Here is an 18,700-nt window from a genome sequence, read left to right as displayed (position 1 = left end):
AGGATTTTAAACATCTTAAACATATTTTGATAGTTACTTTTATAATGTTTCGAAACAAAATTTACTGTTTAATTTAATTATTATTAATTATGAAAAAAGCGTATTCAATTTTATTATTAGGAAGTGTATTTATTACTTTTTCAAGTTTCATCTCTTTTAATAATGATGAAGATCTTTTTAGAGAAGAGCATTGCGAAGAAACTGCCGCTGAACTCTATGAATCATATAGCCAATATTACAGCCAGGCTGATGCTTACAGAATGTCTAACGATTATTATCAGGATTGTTTAGATTGGGAAAATGAGGAGTTGACACCTGTGATATTGGATTAATTCCTATGAGGAAGCTTTGTTTAATACTTTTAATTTGTACAATTAGCAGCTTTGCCCAGAGTATCAACTCTGGCATTGTTGTTTATGAAGTGAAGCCTAGCTCTAAAATCGTCAAGGGATTATCTAAAAAAAATAGAATTTATGCTGAAATAAAAGATGCTGTCAATCACTTGGATCAATTACAATACAACTTGTATTTTAACTCTGAAATTGCCTACTATAATATTGAAGAACAGTTGGCGAACGAACGAAATCCTGCAGTTCAAAATGCAGCCAAATTAGCCAGGAATACTCCATTCTACACCCTTCAACCTTCTGGAGAAACTTTCAATAAAATAGAATTTATGGGTGATGATTATCTCATTGCACATAAATGCTCAGACTATAATTGGGAGATTCAGGAGGAAACCAAAATTATTCAGGGTTACACGTGTCTTAGAGCAACCAGTGAAATAGAAGGCCACAATGAAGAGACTATTGAAGTCGTGGCTTACTTCTGTCCACAAATTCCTTTCAATTACGGTCCAAAAGGGTATTGCGGATTACCGGGAATGATTCTCTGTCTGGAAGATGATCTCGTTGTTTATGAAATGACCGAGATACAATTTGAAGCCATTGATGCTATTGAATTTGATAGAAAGGGAATAGTTAAAACAAAAGAAGGTTTTAGCACGTATGTAGATTCACTTGCAACAGCAACCTTTGGGTGGGGAAGGAATTAAATTAAAGCACTTCATACCTTATTGATAAAAAGAAGAGCAGTAATACTGAAAGTTGGAATATATTACTAGGTATAGTCACTCTTGGAGAATGTGAATTTAAGACACATCTATCGCTAAGCTACGATATTAAAAATTAGCCATGCTCATCAACACAGTATTCAAGTTCTTGTTTTTGATGAATCGCTAACACAAAATCAGTTTAATAATTTATTTTAATTTCTTCCAAATGAAATGAAGAAGATGTTGCGTCAAGATTTTGTCATGCATTGGCAGAAGGCATTGCGAGGGACAGTGGTCTAACTGGCGATGAGTATACGAGAGAATATGCTGAGGCATATCACGATTGTGAGAACACTGACTGGGAGCCACCTCAATAATTAAAGTTATTTTCTAAAATGGAGTAATTAATAAAAACAGATCCTGCTAATCAGGATCTGTTAAATTTAATCTATGAGACTATTTATATTAATTCTTTTTATTTCGAGTTCTGTAATTGCTCAAACCAAGCCATATGTTAAAGTAACATATAGAGCAAAGCGTCTTGTGCCTATCGATTATAAAAAGATAACAAATTCACAAATCCGTACTGTTTTACAGGGTAAAGAGGCTATTTTAAATGATCTTGATTTTAAACTTACCGCTTGTAAAGACACCTATTTTTTTAAATATGTTGAAGGCTTAGATCTAAATGGAGAATCCAGAAGTGCAGCATCACTGGCAGGTGGTACAGATGTTTTTTATAGAAGAGATACCATCCATTTCAGGCAAAATTGTTCCTACGGAGAATGTTTAAATATAACATTAGAGAAAAATAGGTTTAGTGAGTGGAAGATAACTGATGAGCAGAAAATTATTTTAGGTTATACGTGTTTTAAAGCAATAGCATATCAAAGTAAAATTGTAAATAATTTAAGTACAAAACAACAACGCATAGTTGCCTGGTTTACTCCTGAACTCAATTTTCATGCCGGACCACAGGGATTAGATGAACTTCCTGGACTGGTTTTAGAAGGCTCTGTGAATGATTTGTATACTTTTTATGCTAAAGAGATTGTATTAGAAGATAACTGTAAAGAAATAGAAGTCCCTGAAAAGGGAAAAACGCTCACTAAAGAAGAATATGATCAGGTCACAATTGATATGCTTAAGCTTATAAAGTCGAGAGGCTAAATTTTGAAGTTGTAATGATTAGATATAAATATTATTGACTAAATTGAACTAAATGTTTAGTTTTATAAGGTGTTTTTATGAAAAATAAGTTTTCCATTTACTTTATACTTATGCTTCCGCTTTTGAGTGTTGCTCAAATCAATACTGGCGAAATTCATTATCAAGTTTCTATTGATATTGAAAAGAATATTAAGGAAATTGATAAAAAGGAAGTTAGTCCAATGGTTAAGATGATGATGCGAGATACATATAAAAACACTAAACCAGTTGAACTTATTCTATATTTTGATAAAAAGTATTCACTTTCACGAGCCGTACTAGATTTAGATAAACCTGATGAAGGAGTTAAAATATTAGAAATCGTTTCGGGTGTTAAATATGAAGTTTATACTTCACAAAGCCCTCATCAGATTTTAAAAAGTGGTGGTAGTTTAGGAAATGTACTTGTTGAAGAAACATTACCGCAATGGACTTTGCTTGATGAAACCAAAAATATAGGCATCTACACTGCGTATCAAGCTCAAGGTTACAAAATGGTTGAAGGTAGTAAGGGAATTGTAAAGCGGGATTTTATCGCTTGGTACACCCCAGAGATCCCTGTGCAATACGGCCCGTATTTATACAGCGGTCTTCCCGGACTTATTCTAGAAGTTCAAGTAGGAGAGGATTTGGTTTTTAAGGCTACAGCTATTACAATAAATGGGGACGAGCCAGTTGAGATCAACCTTCCTAAATATAAAATAATTACACGGGAAGAGGCTAACGCGAAGTATAAAAGCTACTTGAATAATTAGATGGAGCAAATAGCCTAATATAAGCAAGGATTTTTACTCATTTTATTATTTAAAATATGGAGAGATTTTTTTATTACTAATTTTTGTGGTTTCCTATGGATGTCTCGCGCAGGTCAAAAGTGGCAGGATAGATTATAAAATACTAATGCCGGAAAGTGCCTTTGAATTGAAGTCAGTCAATATTTCTATGCGAGATTATATGAAAAATGAATTGATGAAGTTGAAACAGGCCTATTCGTCTACACAATTTAGGTTAAAGTTTAATCATAGTAATTCTATGTTTAAGGTTTTACAGACTATGTCAATTGACGGTCAAAATACCTCTAATGATGTGGCTATGTCAGCTGATGCGAATGGAATATTTTATACAGATGCACCATCAAAAAGTGTAATACGACAGGTTCACTTTGAAAATACAGAATATCTTGTCAAAGAAGAATATCCAGCTTTTGAATGGAAAATTCTTGACAAAACAAAGCAAATAGGGCAATATACTTGTTATAAAGCCGTAGCAATAAAGAAATTGGGAAATGGAAAATCAATTCCTGTTGAAGCTTGGGTAGCAACATCTCTTCCTTTTAATTACGGCCCGACGAATTATTCCGGGGCAGGAGGATTAATCTTAGAGCTAAAAACTCCACTATTTATTTTTAAGGTTTCAGAGATACGTTTATTTGATGAGGAGCGGGAAATAAATTTTATTGATACTGACGAAGAGTTAATCTCGTTATCTAAGTGGAATGCATTGTTTCGCAGAGGTTGGAACTAAAAAGGGTAGAGCTACCAGCTATTCTACTTTTATATAAAGCCGGGGTAGAGAAAAGAAAGCGTAATCTTAAAGCGCTATTAGCAGTTGAAGATCAATTTGATCGTGAGCTTATAATCTTGGTTTTTTATAAAAACAAAAGCCATACTACAAGTAAGGACTTTAATTCTTTTAAAAAAGTTTTGATAGTTACTTTTATAATGTTTCGAGACAAACTTATTGTTTAATTATTTATTGAAAAACTTATTATTATGAAAAAAATTATTTCAACACTAGCTCTACTTATGTTTTTTGTTTTTAATGCAAGCGCACAGGAAATAGAATTTGTAGATGCAGAAGAAGGTAGTTGTTTTGACGATGCTTGGGAGTACGGTGATACTCACGGTACAACTGATTATGGTCGTTGGTATTACATGGACTGGTATTATAGAACAAATTGCGAATAAGTCTGTTTACTTTTAAAGTTACAATAAGCCTAATGAAAAGTTTTCATTAGGCTTTCTCTTAATAATTAATTGATATAATGAAATATATAGTTTTTATACTAGTACTAATCTTATCTGCAAAAGTACTAGCTCAGTCAGGATCGGTAAATTATCAGAAAGAAATCGATACACCTTTCTATTTGACAAAAAAGGGAATGAGTCTAAAGTCTAAAAATCCTGATGCTTATGCTAGATTTGAAAAGATTGAAAAACAAAAAGATCTGTCGATGGCACAGCTTCGTTATACATTATTATTTAGTAAGGAGAAATCTTTGTTTTCAAATGACGATTTTATGAAAAAGGATGGTGATAATTATTTGGAACTAGCTTTAGGCCCATATACTGGTAAATATTACAAGGATCATATAGAGAAAAAGGGATTATGGCAAATGTCAGCCTTTAATGAAGAGTTTTTGATTGCCTTGAGTCCTGTCGAATGGACAATAACTGATGAGCACAAAGAAATTATGGGATATACTTGTTATAAGGCTTATTCCAACCAATCAAATTTAGCAGAAGATGATTTTGGTGATTTTTTGGTAGAGGCCTGGTTTACCCCAGAACTACCTATAAGCTCAGGGCCTTTAGGGTATGGTAATTTGCCTGGTATAATTTTAGATTTGAAATTGAGAAATGAACATTATTTTGCAATTAAAATTGAATATAATCCAGTAGAACTAATACAAATTCAAAGGCCAAAAACAGGAAAGAAGATAAAGTTTAGTGAACTAAATGCTTATGCAAACAAATTGATTCCTGATAAATAAGTGACTCTTTTTAATTAAAATTAAAATTTTTATATTTTTTGACATTTATTCGGTTGAATGATTTGAAGTTTACCGTTTTAACACTATTTATAATAGGTTTGTCCTTTTGTCAAGCCCAAAACACACAGCTGTCTGGGAGTGTAAAGGACACTCTAGATCAGCCGCTGCCTAACGCCAATATTTTAGCGTTTCCACAGACAGATGGAGCGCAAACCAGTTTTGCGATTTCGAGTCCGCAAGGGCTTTATAAAATGCGTTTAGAAAAAGGGATTCCCTATCGGGTAGAAGTGAGTTATATGGGTTTTACAAAAATCACTGATACCCTTAGTCTAACACAGGATGCGGAGCGCGACTTTATCATGAGACCCCTCAGCGATCAGTTGGGTGAAATCGTCATCAAGCAACGTTTGGCGGTAAAAGTACGTGAAGATACCATCACCTACCGTACCGATAATTTTGTGACAGGAGAAGAGCGTAAACTGCGGGATATCCTTAAAAAATTACCAGGGGTTGAGATTGACCGGGATGGGAATGCCACCGTAAATGGTAAAGAAGTGACCAAGTTGATGGTTGAGGGGAAAGACTTTTTTACCGGCGACGAGAAATTGGGCGTTAATAATATTCCGGCAGATGCGGTTGATGAGGTCGAGGCTATAGATAATTATAACGAAGTTGCCTTTTTAAAAGGCTTAAGCGATAGCGATAAGATGGTCTTAAACATCAAACTCAAAGAAGGTAAGAAGAAGTTTGCTTTTGGAGATATTGAAGTTGGTGGCGGACTTGAAGATCGGTATTTGATACACCCCAACCTGTTTTATTATTCTGCAAAAACGGCGGTAAATGCTATTGGTGATTTTAACAACATTGGCCAAAAGTCATTTACCTTGAGTGATTACATCAATTTTGAAGGCGGTTTTAGTTTGTTAAGTAAAGATCCTTCTGCTTATTTCAACTTGCGCAATGATGATTTTGCACAGTTTCTAAACAACGATGATTTTGTCTACAATAAAAATGAATTTGGAGCTTTTAGCATTTCGCAAGAACTCAGTAAGGCTACAGACATTGACGCCTATTCTATTGTCTCTAACGGAAAACTAGAAGCCCAGAACGAGAGTGATTTCACCTACTTAACCGGAGATCTTCAGGAAGAAAATCGAACGACTACAACCAATAACAACCTGTTGTTTACGCTTAATAAGCTGCGTTTGCGCTATATCCCAGATAGTGGTACCGATCTTTATGCAGCAAGCTACTTGAAAACTAGTAAAGGCGACGGACTGAACCGCGTGCTGTCTCAAACGCCCGATCAAAATACTTTTGTAGATACCCAGACGCGGCCACAGTCTTTAGACTTTAAAACAGAGTTGAGTTTTAATCGCCAATTCTCGTACAAACACACCAGTACGGTTGAAGCAGCAGTGCAGTATAGTCAAAATAATAATGATCGTGACTGGCTTTTTAACCGTCCTGTGTTTTCAGGAGTCATCCCCTTTAATGGGGAAGATGACACCTTTAATTTGGTGCAGACCACCCGTTCCAGAAATTATGACTTTAATATCAATGCTAAGCATTACTGGGTTCTGCACCGCTTTCATCATATTTATCCCGAAGTCGGGATCAATGTGACGCATCAAAAATATACTACATTAGACACCCAACAACTGAATGACGGGAGTCGTGTAGATTTTACGAGTAGCGGCTTTAATAATGATTTGTCTTTTAAACTGAGCGATAGCTATTTTGGGTTTCAGTATAAGGCCAAAGCGGAAGATGTTATCTTCAAACCGGGCTTATTTTATCATTATTATTCGTGGTCGGTAGACCAATTTGAGAATCGTCAAATAGGAGAAGGCAAAGCAGTTTTACTACCAGAATTACTGGTAGAGTGGGAAATGAATAGCGGAGAGAAATTAAGATTGAAATACAACAGACTTTCCCAGTTTGGTAATGCTTCGCAATTGGCAAATCGCTTGCGTTTGAGCAGTTTCAATGGTTTGTTTAGTGGTAATGAAAACCTCGAAAATCAACTGTCTCATAGTGCATCTTTATTTTACTCGAAGTTCAGTCTCTATCGCGGAATTTTTATGAATGCAGGATTGAGTTATCGGCATACAGAAAACGCGATACGCAACACCACCCAAATTGAAGGAATAGACCAGATCAGCACCTTGATCTATACGGAGCTACCTGAAAATAGCTACAGTGCCAATGCTACATTTTCAAAAAAAATTAGTGACTACCGGTTTACAATAGGCGGAAACTTAAACCTTTCAGATTACTCAAGAATCGTGAATAATGAGACACTTGCTTATAATTCGTTGAATTATAGTTACAATTTTAAAACTGAAACTTCTTTTGATAAGTGGCCTAACTTAGAAGCCGGATTGCGACATAGTTTTAGTGATTTCAGTTCAGATACTTTTGATAGCAATTTTCAGCGGATAACACCTTTTGCCTACCTCGATTATGACTTTCTGGAAGACTTTATTTTAAAAGCGAGTTATGAGTTTACATATTACGAGAATCAAACTCAAAGTCAGATCAATCGCTTTCAGGAAGCGGGAGCGAGTTTGTTTTACCAAAAGGAGGGAAGCGCCTGGGGCTTTGAGATCGAGGCACAGAATATTTTTGACATTCATTTTCGTGCGAGCAATTCCTTCAGTCAGTTTCTAATTACAGATCAGCGTACGTTTATTCAGCCCAGAACCCTTATTTTTAAGGTTTCTTACAAGCTCTAGAATTGAGTTTTTAAACCTGAATAATGCCTCAAAACAAACTCAGCATCGCCTTTTACAATCTCGAAAATCTCTTTGATACCATTAATGATCCTAATATTCTGGATCACGATTTTACACCACAAGGAGCTCTTAACTGGGATGCTTTACGCTACGCGGAAAAATTAAAAGGGCTTGGAGGCGTTATTGCTGAAATTGGAAAAGACGAGACGGGTAAATGTCCCGTACTTGTAGGGGTTGCTGAAGTAGAGAACAAAAAAGTACTTAATGAGCTGCTACAAACCGAAGCTTTACAAGATTTAAATTATGATTTTGTGCACCACAATTCTCCTGATGAACGCGGTATAGATACTGCTTTGCTCTATGACACGCAGCTTTTTGAAGTTTTAGAAACCCGAAGCTACTCGTTACACATCAATACGGCTCAGGGCGTGCGCGATTATACCCGAGATATTTTGTATGTATCCGGATTGCTTAAAGGGGAGCAGATTTATGTTTTAGTAAATCACTGGCCCTCTCGTGGAGAAGGAGTTGCCATTTCAGAGCCTAAGCGAATTACCGCAGCAAAACGCAACCGGGAAATTATTACAGAAATTCAGGCTAAAGAGCCGGAAGCTAAAATCATCATTATGGGTGATTTTAATGATGATCCGCAGAGTATTTCCGTGCGGGATCATTTGGTTTCTATTGATTTTTACAATCCTATGGTATTTTTATTAACGCGTTATGCAGGGTCGTTAATCCATCGAGGTGATTGGTATTTGTTTGATCAGATCATTCTTTCGCCCAACTGGATGAAGGCTTATGACAATCCCATTGAATATGAGAAATCAGCGATTTACAATCCGGATTATTTAAAGGAGCAGGAAGGTAGATATCGAGGAAATCCGCTACGTACATACGCCGGAGATAAGTATCTGGGCGGTTTGAGTGATCACTTTCCGGTATATACGATTTTTAAAGTGGAGGATTAATCTGCTTTATTAGAAGAGTCTTTCTTCTTACTATTTTTCTTTTTATCCCCGTCTTTTTTAAGGGCCGGTTTACCGGCTTTTTTTTCAGGCATAGGACCGCGCATATGAATGACGAGTCCGTTAAGAAAATTCCGAAGAAATTGATCGCCGCATTCTACATATTTTGGGTGGTCTTCTTTTCTGAATATGGCACCCAGTTCACTTTTAGTCACTGCAAAATCTACTAAAGCACAAATTTTTACGATATCGTCATCCCGCAGTTTAAGTGCTACACGCAATTTTTTAAAGATGTCGTTGTTAGATAAAGCCATATACAAAAGATTAGACGGTAAAGGTAGAAATAAAAAACGCTCCAGTATATCTGAAGCGTTTTCTAAATGAATGGCTAATTCAAATAAATAGGATCTTATTGATAAATAGGGATTTTTAAGCCAAAATAGACGTCTGCAGCTTTAGAGTTTGAGGATATCAAATTGGTAATTGCTGAAGCTGAACCTACAGTCAGCGGGCCTGCTCTAAGACCAAAACCCCAGGCAAAACCATCATATTGTTGTACACTTATGGGACTATAGACACTAAACCACTTGGTTTCTAATCGTGGAGCTAGTGTAAGCGTATTTGTGATGCGGTTTGCACGTTCTTTATCTTTTGAAACCAGAGATAGCGAACTCTGTAAATTGATATAAAATTTGTTTTTTAAATGATAATCTGCCATTAGATGTAAAGCAGTAGGAAGGTTGAGTTTTACAGTTTCTAAGGTCTCAACGCTTGGGTAATTTTCGTCTAATACCGTTTCTACATCTTCATCTTCAAAGTCTTGAGCATCTACTGTGCCGGTTACATTATATGTGTTAATTGTGCTGTTGTCATAACTTAAAGACCCTAGATCTGTGAGAGAAGCACCCAGCTTAAGTTTGTACTTGTTTTTGCTCCGTAAAGCTATTCCTGTAGTGTCTGGTCTAAATTCATAGATAAAACCCAGGTCGGCCCCAAAACCAGAGGCCATGCTCTCAAAACTGATAGCTTCATTATCAAAATCTACTGTTGTTCCATAATTAAAAGTTCCTGTAGCGGTAAGAGTTTCCTGAGTCGCATTGTAGCTTCCGTTAAGATTGGGGCTGTGTACAAAAAGGCTACCAGCTCCATTGAGGTATTTTAGCGTAACCCCGGCTTTTAAAAAATGCTGATCTTTATAGAGGAGTTGTCTTCCGTAAGCGACTCCTATTTCTGCGAAAACATGTGCGGTCCCACTTAGGTTTTCAATATTGAAATCAAAATTTTCATCGGTATCAAAGTCATTAGTAATATTCTGATACAACTCACCATTAATGTTATTGATGTTAAAAAGACCTCGTACACGGGTGATTAAACCGATGCTGCTTTTAGCATTTAAATTGAACATAAACGAAGGTCCCATCACATCTGTATTGATATAAAAGTTATTAGCTTCTGAGGGGCTTTGCTCAGCCTGACTTTCAAAGTCAAAACCTTCTTCGCCAGAACCTAGTTCGGTAAGATTGAGACCGGCATAATCGTTTCCCGCCGAAATCCCAAACGAAATGAGGTTGACATCTGTTCGCATTCTCGAGTCAAATACTGAAGCTGGGTTGTACATAACACCGTGAATTCCCGAGTAGTTATCAATGCGGTGCCCTATATAATTCTGACCTTGTACTGTTGCCAGAGTGAGACTGATAATACCTAATGTAAAGCGTAGTTTGTTTTTCAAGAGACTAGTTTTAATGTTTAACGCATTCAAAACTAGTTGAATAGAGGTCTATTAAAAATACCTGATATCTGGTATTTATTGAAATTCAAAGGATTATTATACTGTTATTAATACGAAGAATCTGGATTTTTAAAAATCATATTTTTTATCGAGTGCATACCTTAGCAATTCTCCTTTCCCTTTTAATTCTAGAATTCGCATCATGTTTTTGCGATGTGTATCTACCGTATGAACCCCTATAAAAAGAGCGTCTGCGATTTCCCGAGAGGTTTTGCCCTGAGCAATCAGATTCAAGATCTCGAGTTGACGTTTAGTAAGTAAACCACTTTTTGAAGTGCTGCTGTTGGCTGTATTCATAAAATTGAGATCTATCTGCGAATCAAAAAAGCGTTCTCCTGCAGCAACTGTTTCTATCGCTTTTTTAAGCGTTTGTAAACTTGAATTCTTCAAAATATATCCAGATGCACCGGCATCAAGCATTTGTTGCACAGCGTCATTCTGGTCAAACATGGTAAAGGCTATAACCGCTATATCAGGAAATTCACTTTTGATAATTTTCGTTGCCTGTATGCCATCCATTTTAGGCATGCGTATGTCTGTGATGATCACATCGGGCTGTTTTTTGCGTACGGTTTCAACCAGTTCTTCACCATCAATAGCCGTGCAAACCAATTCTATATGCGATTCTTCCTGTATGAGTAATTGAATACCATCTATTAATGACTGATGATCTTCACCTATTCCTAATCGTATCATAACGGTATATCTATTATAACTGTGGTTCCTTTTCCGGGTTCAGATTCTAGGGTTAAGCTTCCATTTAAATGCTCTACGCGGCGGTCTATATTGCTTATTCCCATACCCGAAGAGCGTGTAAGCACGTGCCGGGTTTCAAAGCCAACACCATTATCTTCAATCATTATATTTAAGCTATCACCGTGATTGATAAGATGAATTGTTGCGCTGGTCGCCTGAGCGTGCTTGATGATATTTGTAATCAATTCTTGTATGATTCTAAAAATGCTAAGTTCGAGGCTGTTCTCCAATCTGTTGGTCATCTCATGGTGTACCACTTCGATCTCCAGACCGTTTAGTTGGGAGACTTTTTGAGCCAGTTCTTTTACAGCTCTAAGTAAACCTTGATTGGCGATAACCCCAGAATTTTTAGCGTGAGCAATGCTTCGTACTTTTTGGTAGGCTTCGTTCAGGAGTTCATCGGTCTTGTCAAAAAGCTGCGGAGCTCTCGAAGACTTTAAGGATTCAAAATGCAAACGCAAATTGGTCATTAAAGCCCCAAGGTCATCGTGTAATTCGCCGGCAATACGGGTGCGCTCTTTTTCCTGGCCGGCAATCATCGCATCAATACTCGTAAGCTCTTGTTCTTTTAAAAGATTCTTTACGCGTTCTTTCTCCAATTCATTTTGTTGCTCTGCCAGTTTGCGACGTTTTTTGCTATTTGTTAATACGAGATAGCCAATAAGAATTAAGATAACAAGCAGCGCCAAAAGCCCTAAAGTAATTAGGAGAAAGCGCTTTTTGGCTTGTCTTTCAAGCAATAAATCGTTGGCTTTTTTTTCGGTTTCTAATTCAACCTGAAGTCTTGATATTTCTAAAGAATTGTCTCTAAAGTTGATTTGGTGACCTGCTTCAACGTGCGACTTATAATGCGCTAATGCTAAAGAATCATTGCTCAAACCCTCGTGAAATTTGGAGAGATAATATTCTACAAAAAAGGTATTTTTTAAGGAATCTTGCGGGTTGTAGCAACATGAGACTTCTTTTAGTTTTTCTAGTGCAGATTCAGACCTTCCTTGTAAATGCTCCAGATACGCCAGTTTTGTTATTGCTGAAAACCGGTTGTCGTTGTAATACGGAATGTCTTTTCCCTCATCAAAAACCTTTTGGTAATAAACTGCAGATTTGTTGAGGTTTTCGGTTAATTCATAAAACAACGCAATTTCTAAGTAAAGCTTAGGCAAGAGCTTACAATTAGGCTTTAGTTGCGGAATTAAAAGTTCTAGTTGCGCAGCTTTTTTGTGATAGGCCGATTGCACGTGCAAAACAGAAGAATCAAAAATAACTTCATAAACCTGAACGTAAACCTGATCGTGAATATCACTAATAAGACTTTTATAGTGATCTAAAAAAACCTGAAAATTGTTGTTATTTCTGGCAATTTCATGATGAAAATACTGTAAAATAGCACGCAGTGAACGCCTTTGAAGCGGTTTATATTTGGTGCGATTCGCACTTTTTAAAGCAGCATAAAAATAGGGGTAGGCTGCTGTGCGGTCTTGCGAAAAGTAAAATGCATAATAGCCCGTATTGAGCAGGTATACGGTATTTAAAAAAGCATTTTTGCTTTCACGCTCTTGACAAAGAGCTGTATAGGTTGACGCCTTACCTATAAAACCTTGGTAGGTAAGGTTTGCAAAAGTCTTAAGCGGTATGGCATAAGTAGTGTCTTCAATGGTTTGTAATTGCTCAACTGCTTGCTGATTTTCGAGTTCTTTTAAAAACTGAAAATAGGTGTCAAATTTTGAAAAGTCTGTTTGCTGCCCAAAAGATAGACTGAAAACTAAAAAGAAAAAAAGTTTAGACAGCAAACGAATCATTAAATCAAAACTTTAAGTTCTGAGAGCATACAGCGTGCGCCGGGAGCAATAGGATGGCTTTCATAATCAGGGCGTTCTTGAGTAAATGTCCCATCGCGATAATATTTTTCAATCTCAAAAACGCCACTGTTGTTTCTATTAGGGAGGTATTCTATCTGTCTTCTAAATACTAATATATCCTCTTTTTCTTTTCTAAGTTTATTAAGATTCTTACATTTTATTTCTTTAGAAGTATTACCTAAAGCTTTTACAAATAGATCAATTTCTTTTGTAGAAATATTATACTCGGCTTTTTCAAGACCTATATCAATAATACCTTTATAGTTTACGACTCTAAATGTAATCTCATCAATCTGCCGACCAGTTTTATCGCTTTCTGTTCTAGAGCTAGAAATTTTAGCATATACAGCAAAAAAGGTCCCATACAATTGAGAAGCATATATTAACTGATTAAAATTTGCAGAATCTTCACCAATGTAAAGTAAACCTGTTGGTGTAATTGTAAAGTTTTTGTTCTCCATAATTAGTTATTTTCTTTTGGATTAGTTGCTAGTGATATTAAGGTTTTATTTATCACCTTAAAATACCCGTTAACCGGTATTTTTAATTCGAAAGACTGTCTAAAGTCATCAAGCCTTCTGCGTGTTTAACCTCCTGTTTTAAATGGTCGAGGTATAGAATACCGTTTAAATGATCGATTTCATGCTGAAACACCACAGCTGTAAAATCTTCAACCATTTCGATTTCATGAGTAGCATCGGGCTTGTCATATGCTACCATAATGGCATAAGCTCTTGAGGATAAGGTATCTCGCCTCCCGGGAATAGACAGGCAGCCCTCCGGGCAGTCTTGTTTCTTTTTAGAATACTGCTTGATCACAGGATTGATGATGACTTCAAAAGGAAAACCTTCTTTGTCAAAACGCTGTACCCAGGCGATGTTTTTTAAGACCCCTACTTGTGGAGCAGCAATGCCCGCACCCAAAGAAAGGCTGTCGCGTACTGTAGCATACATTCGTGCAATGAGGGTTTTAAGAATGGTGTCGTTAGGATCTACGATCACTTTTTCGCTGGGAGTACGCAGCAACAGCGAATCACTTTTTTTAGTGATTTTAAAGACACGCATGGGAGTGACCGAGTCTGCAGCCATAATGAGCTGCGCTTGTTCTGCTGTAAACCGAGGAGTTTTTTGAGTTGTATCTTGTTTAGAATTACAGGCAATACAACAACTAAGAAGTAAACTGAGTAGGGTAGTTTTAATCAAAATATGCAGGTTTTAGTTTTCTAAAAATAGCATTTTTATTGCTTAGTCTGCCGTAATACTTATGTTATCAAGCTGATAGGTTCCATCAAAGTCATCATGTGTACTGCCGGTATATTTAAAAGCTACATAACCGGTTTCACCGGTAGCACAAGATAAATTCACGATGCCAGAACTGTACCAATCTCCAAAGAAATCCTGATCACGAATTACAAATGCGTCACCCAGAATAGACCAGTTGGCCTGAGTGATTGTTGCTGCATCGCCATCCCAATCTGAACTGAACAACACTTCAAGATCACTACCGTCTGCAAAACTACTACTGGTTTCAAACCTGATTCTCACATGGGTGTTAGAAGCTAAATCAATTGCCGGTGTGACCAACCAACAAACACTCAGAGCATCACCAGATTGATACGAATCAATACGTGCAGAAACTCCCTGTGAAGCATTATTACCGGTTGCGGTATACGCTTCCCAGGCTTGAATCCCATACTCTATAAAATTGGTCCAGCCGTTGCCTTCTATGGGATTATTACGGGTTTGTTCGCTAAAGTCATCTTCAAAAAGAAGTGCTGTTCCTAAAACTTCTGCAAGACCACATTTGAGTTCGACAGGATCACACCGCTCAGCATTGGTAAAATCAATAGCTGCTGTGGTGTTGATGCGAATGATGTAAAAGTCATCGTAAAAATCCCGACTCAATACTCCTTGAATGGTTCCGCTTCCTGTGGGGAGTGCAACAGATTTAAACTTGGCAAACGTACTGGTGCTAACCAGGGTTCTGCCTCGTGCATCGCAGGTCTCTAAAAGCCTAATACCATCAAATTCATCGGTCACCTCCCCGGCGAAGGTTTTTATAGACTCCCTCAAGACTTCATCCCGATTAAATTGGGCATGTTCAAGACTGATGAATAAATTCTCATAGCCTTCAGAAAAGTCGGCGATGGAAAGGGGTAGTGGTACTAGCGTTGCAACCTCGGTGGTTCTTAAAATATGTTTAGCGATTAAGGAATTCGGAATATCAGTGATCCCATTACCGTCTCGTATGCCCAGCTGTACAATGCCATTTTCAGTTGTGACTGCGAGTCCGTCAAGATAAACATAGACTTTACGACCGGGTTCAAAAAGGGTATAGATGGCGTTTTGATTCAGCTGAATGGTGATTCCCCCCTGTGGATTCTCAGGAGCATCTTGTATGACCAGTTCGTGATAAAAATTACCCGCCACATCACTGCTGATTACATAACCGGTAAGGTAGGTGTCTGAGTCTTCATATTCGATAATGGGTTCTGTGCTTTGGGTAAGATTGTTAATTACAGAAGTAATAGGTACCTCGGTACCTTCCGGTACCACCTCTGGTAGTGAAGTATCTGGAACTTCAAATTCATTGGTGACGCAGCTTAGTGTGCTTAAAACGAGTAGAATATTTAAATAAGTAAGAGCTTTCATAATACTGTTATTTTATGCTTCCGCGAAAGCGATCATTAAAACCGAATGTAAAAATTGGCGTATACGGTTGTTCCATAGCCTAAAAAGTAGCGGTTGCCAAACAAGGGTGTTTGCCTGTTTTGTTCTTCCTGAAGACTTCGATAATCACCAATGCGAGAATCTTCAAAACCACCGGTTTTATATCGGGTATTCAACAGATTATTGACCAAAGCAAAAAAGCCAAGGGTATAGTCTTTGATGCGCCATGATTTTCCTCCCACGAGATTGATCAAATAATACGAGTCGAGTTGTTCTTGCTGCAGGAATCCTGCAGCAATTTCAGGATTGTAGTCGTTAACAGGGAGTCCGTCATAGTCTGAGCTAAATGCAGCAGACCGGCGCAAATAACTCACGTCTACATACGCATTCGCAAACCGGTTTAAACTGCCACCCAACCACCAGAAATCCGGGTCCCGATAATCAAAACCTAGCTGCAGTGCTTGCTCGGGTCCCCCGGAAACGTGGTAATTTTTAAGCTTTACCCGGCCGTCTCCAAAAACAAGGGGGTCATTAACTAAAGTAGTGGTGTAATAAACCTTGGGATTACCCGTGTACGTATGTTGACTTAGGGCAGCTGCGACTTTAAATGAAAGGGTGGGCAATACTTTGAATTCGGCACCCAATTCTATCCCTAGGTTTTGACGAGAGATATCGGTCGTGATTTCTTGTACCAGGGCATTGCCGTTTTCAATCACGGGGTTTTGCAAAGACTGCGTGTAGAAATACGAGACTTCGCTTCCATTCGTAAAATCGAGATAGTAGCCTGTTAATCGTGCTTTAAACAATGCACTTCGATAGATGTAACTGGCATCCATATTCAAAATGTTTTCTGCTAAAGGGTTTTCGATAACAGCGTTGTTTTGCCGGGCATTGGTAAATACGGTGTTTGTAGTAGGGGGTTGAGCCAGCACCCCGGCATTGAATTGTGCAAAATGTTTCCCGTTGAATTTATACGTAAACCCACCTTTGGCATCGAGAGTCGTAAAATGGACTGCTTCACTTTTGCCTAAAGATTGTGTGCCGGGATAATATCCGTTTTCATACAAACCTTCTCGCTGATAGTTGGTTTGTGTAAGTTGCAAACCCGTATAAAAGTCAAAGTGGTTGTAACTACCTTGAAGTTGTGTAAATGCTGAAGCTTTAAAAGCAAGAATCGAATAATTGTATTTGTAGCGATCTCCTTCGGTAACCAGTCTGTTGCGATGCTGGAGGTCGCTTTGAGCAAGATCTCCACCGGTAGTATTATCATCCTCGGCAAAACTGTCTATATCAAGCCAGACACTTCCCCCTAAAAGATCATCGATTTCTGCATAATTCGCACTATTCAACTGAGCAATTGAAAGGCGGGCATCCAGATCAAGATGTTCAGAAAACCTACTGTTTAATATACTTGAGGCTTGAATTAAGTGATCACTATTTACATCGTTTTGTAGGGCGTAAATGGTGTTGAGTCCGGTTGTTGCTGCAGTTTGATTGGCTTTATATAAAGCTTCCCAATCCAACTGGCCATCTGTAGTAAATTCTTCCTGAGCTAAATACGCTTGTTGGTATTGTGCGGCTGTAGGATTATCAAACCGGAGAAAATAACTGGGTAAATTTTGATAGTAATTGGGTGCGGGATTGCGAGCACCTCCTAAAAAGCTTTCCTGACCATTCGTATTGATCACAAGCGTGCTTCCGGTGTAATCGATGCGTGAGTTTTTGGTTTTCCCCCATTGATACGCCACACTGGTTGTTAAGGTGTTTTTCGTATGAAGCTTCCAGTTGTGCGTCAAAATAGCAAGAGGTTCTTGAATCTCTCTGAGTCTGGCATTGCGCAGTGCACCCTTTTGAAAACCCCAGTTGGGGTTGTATTTATTTCCTTTCAGATCAATTACTTCCTGAGTTAATGCAGTACTTCTTCCGCGACGATTGGGTGTATACAACAAGGACAGGTTGATGCTGTGTTGCTCAGTAAGTATTTTTTCGATCCCTATAAACAAAGCGTTGGCGTCGTAAAGCGTCCCATCAACATAACCTTGTTTCCCAAATCTACTGGATGCCAAAACGGAATAGGCCCAATTTGATTGAGTAACTCCACTAGTATAACTCGCCATCGCTCTGCCGGTATAGGTACGATTGGCATAAGCATAGGAGATTCGCCCGCCACGGCGATAGGATGAAGCTTGCATATTAAAATGAAGTGTTCCTGCCGCTGCGCCAAACGTATAATCGTTAGCAGTAATTCCCGGACTGAACTCCCGATTGCGCATGACATCATTGAGTCCACCCCAATTGCTCCATTGCGGTCTCCCGGTATTGAATTTGTTGAGTTCAACACCATTGATGAGCACCCTGCTGTACTTGCTGTCTAAACCACGGGGCCGAAAAAAGGTAGCGCTAAAGTCAAAAGCTGCCGCATTGCTAAATACGTCATTCGTAGCACCTAAAAGTCCGGAAACCACATTATCACGCGCAGCTTCATCTTCGTTGAGCTGCATATCAGAAAGACTGATTAAGGTTAGGCTTTGATTCGCCTCAGCAAGATCTACCTCTAAAGGGATATACTCTAAATACAACTTCTGATTTTCATGAAGGCTTACGGGTAACCGAAGCCCGAGATAGCCTTGCTTTGAAAACACCAAGGTTTGATTTCCATCGGGGAGTTTGCCTTTCAATTCAAAGCTTCCGTCTGGGGTGGTTAACGTTTGTATGTCCGTTTTTAGAATACGGACCACGACGTCTGGAATAGCTGCAGCAGTTGTCGCGTCTTTAAGGTTTCCGCTGATGCGAATCTCTTGCGATAGACCCGTTTTTATGCTGAGTACTAGCGTTATAAAAAATAGTATTTTGTACACAATGAAAAAGAATTAATCAGTTT

The 18,700-nt window shown here is 38.0% G+C and carries 17 protein-coding genes; 9 read left to right on the top strand and 8 right to left on the bottom strand.

The features are described from left to right. The first annotated feature begins 89 nt into the window (after positions 1 to 89). The 9 genes from DSM03_RS01720 (at position 90) to DSM03_RS01685 (ending at position 8,745) form a co-directional block, all read left to right on the top strand. Complete coding sequence (locus DSM03_RS01720; RefSeq protein WP_128761645.1) at positions 90 to 332, top strand: hypothetical protein; 243 nt, start codon at positions 90 to 92, stop codon at positions 330 to 332. A 5-nt stretch (positions 333 to 337) separates the two neighbouring features. Beyond that, positions 338 to 1,054: a GLPGLI family protein gene (locus DSM03_RS01715; RefSeq protein ID WP_128761644.1), complete on the top strand. Its 717-nt coding sequence runs from the start codon at positions 338 to 340 to the stop codon at positions 1,052 to 1,054. 450 nt (positions 1,055 to 1,504) lie between these two features. Further along, positions 1,505 to 2,224, top strand: coding sequence for a GLPGLI family protein (locus tag DSM03_RS01710; RefSeq protein ID WP_128761643.1), 720 nt, complete (start codon positions 1,505 to 1,507; stop codon positions 2,222 to 2,224). Between the two features lie 77 nt (positions 2,225 to 2,301). Next, positions 2,302 to 3,018 (top strand): GLPGLI family protein, encoded by a 717-nt coding sequence (locus DSM03_RS01705; RefSeq protein ID WP_128761642.1) that lies wholly within the window; start codon positions 2,302 to 2,304, stop codon positions 3,016 to 3,018. Between the two features lie 19 nt (positions 3,019 to 3,037). Continuing rightward, positions 3,038 to 3,787 (top strand): GLPGLI family protein, encoded by a 750-nt coding sequence (locus DSM03_RS01700; protein WP_128761641.1) that lies wholly within the window; start codon positions 3,038 to 3,040, stop codon positions 3,785 to 3,787. A 281-nt stretch (positions 3,788 to 4,068) separates the two neighbouring features. Continuing rightward, a complete protein-coding gene (locus DSM03_RS18935) occupies positions 4,069 to 4,230 on the top strand; it encodes a hypothetical protein (RefSeq protein ID WP_161567086.1) in 162 nt (53 codons plus the stop codon). A gap of 77 nt (positions 4,231 to 4,307) precedes the next feature. Beyond that, positions 4,308 to 5,036 carry a GLPGLI family protein gene (locus DSM03_RS01695; protein ID WP_128761640.1) on the top strand — a complete coding sequence of 243 codons (729 nt, stop codon included), beginning with the start codon at positions 4,308 to 4,310 and terminating at the stop codon, positions 5,034 to 5,036. 38 nt (positions 5,037 to 5,074) lie between these two features. Then, complete coding sequence (locus DSM03_RS01690) at positions 5,075 to 7,774, top strand: TonB-dependent receptor (RefSeq protein ID WP_236638858.1); 2,700 nt, start codon at positions 5,075 to 5,077, stop codon at positions 7,772 to 7,774. Between the two features lie 23 nt (positions 7,775 to 7,797). After that, positions 7,798 to 8,745: an endonuclease/exonuclease/phosphatase family protein gene (locus tag DSM03_RS01685; RefSeq protein ID WP_128761639.1), complete on the top strand. Its 948-nt coding sequence runs from the start codon at positions 7,798 to 7,800 to the stop codon at positions 8,743 to 8,745. On the opposite strand, the gene DSM03_RS01680 is transcribed toward DSM03_RS01685, so the two are convergent. The 8 genes from DSM03_RS01680 to DSM03_RS01645 form a co-directional block, all read right to left on the bottom strand. Continuing rightward, the gene (locus DSM03_RS01680) at positions 8,742 to 9,056 is read right to left on the bottom strand and encodes a DUF1456 family protein (protein ID WP_128761638.1); all 315 of its coding nucleotides are present in this window, start codon (positions 9,054 to 9,056) and stop codon (positions 8,742 to 8,744) included. The genes DSM03_RS01685 and DSM03_RS01680 overlap by 4 nt on opposite strands. A 95-nt stretch (positions 9,057 to 9,151) precedes the next feature. Beyond that, positions 9,152 to 10,474, bottom strand: coding sequence for a DUF5723 family protein (locus tag DSM03_RS01675; RefSeq protein WP_236638857.1), 1,323 nt, complete (start codon positions 10,472 to 10,474; stop codon positions 9,152 to 9,154). Between the two features lie 129 nt (positions 10,475 to 10,603). Next, the gene (locus tag DSM03_RS01670) at positions 10,604 to 11,230 is read right to left on the bottom strand and encodes a response regulator (RefSeq protein WP_128761637.1); all 627 of its coding nucleotides are present in this window, start codon (positions 11,228 to 11,230) and stop codon (positions 10,604 to 10,606) included. Continuing rightward, the gene (locus tag DSM03_RS01665) at positions 11,227 to 13,089 is read right to left on the bottom strand and encodes a sensor histidine kinase (protein ID WP_128761636.1); all 1,863 of its coding nucleotides are present in this window, start codon (positions 13,087 to 13,089) and stop codon (positions 11,227 to 11,229) included. Before DSM03_RS01665 ends, DSM03_RS01670 begins: the two co-directional genes overlap by 4 nt. Further along, positions 13,089 to 13,610 carry a hypothetical protein gene (locus DSM03_RS01660; RefSeq protein WP_128761635.1) on the bottom strand — a complete coding sequence of 174 codons (522 nt, stop codon included), beginning with the start codon at positions 13,608 to 13,610 and terminating at the stop codon, positions 13,089 to 13,091. The genes DSM03_RS01665 and DSM03_RS01660 overlap by 1 nt, the downstream gene beginning before the upstream one ends. Positions 13,611 to 13,692: 82 nt before the next feature. Continuing rightward, positions 13,693 to 14,352, bottom strand: a complete 660-nt coding sequence (locus DSM03_RS01655; protein ID WP_128761634.1) for a peptide deformylase — start codon at positions 14,350 to 14,352, stop codon at positions 13,693 to 13,695. Between the two features lie 42 nt (positions 14,353 to 14,394). Further along, complete coding sequence (locus tag DSM03_RS01650) at positions 14,395 to 15,801, bottom strand: DUF5689 domain-containing protein (protein WP_128761633.1); 1,407 nt, start codon at positions 15,799 to 15,801, stop codon at positions 14,395 to 14,397. A 35-nt stretch (positions 15,802 to 15,836) separates the two neighbouring features. After that, the gene (locus tag DSM03_RS01645; RefSeq protein WP_128761632.1) at positions 15,837 to 18,677 is read right to left on the bottom strand and encodes a carboxypeptidase-like regulatory domain-containing protein; all 2,841 of its coding nucleotides are present in this window, start codon (positions 18,675 to 18,677) and stop codon (positions 15,837 to 15,839) included. Positions 18,678 to 18,700: the final 23 nt, after the last annotated feature.

The sequence above is a fragment of the Leeuwenhoekiella aestuarii genome (assembly GCF_004104055.1).
Classification (GTDB): Bacteria; Bacteroidota; Bacteroidia; order Flavobacteriales; family Flavobacteriaceae; genus Leeuwenhoekiella; species Leeuwenhoekiella aestuarii.
Note: the sequence above shows the minus strand (reverse complement) of the source record. Positions and strands in the feature narration are given on the sequence as shown.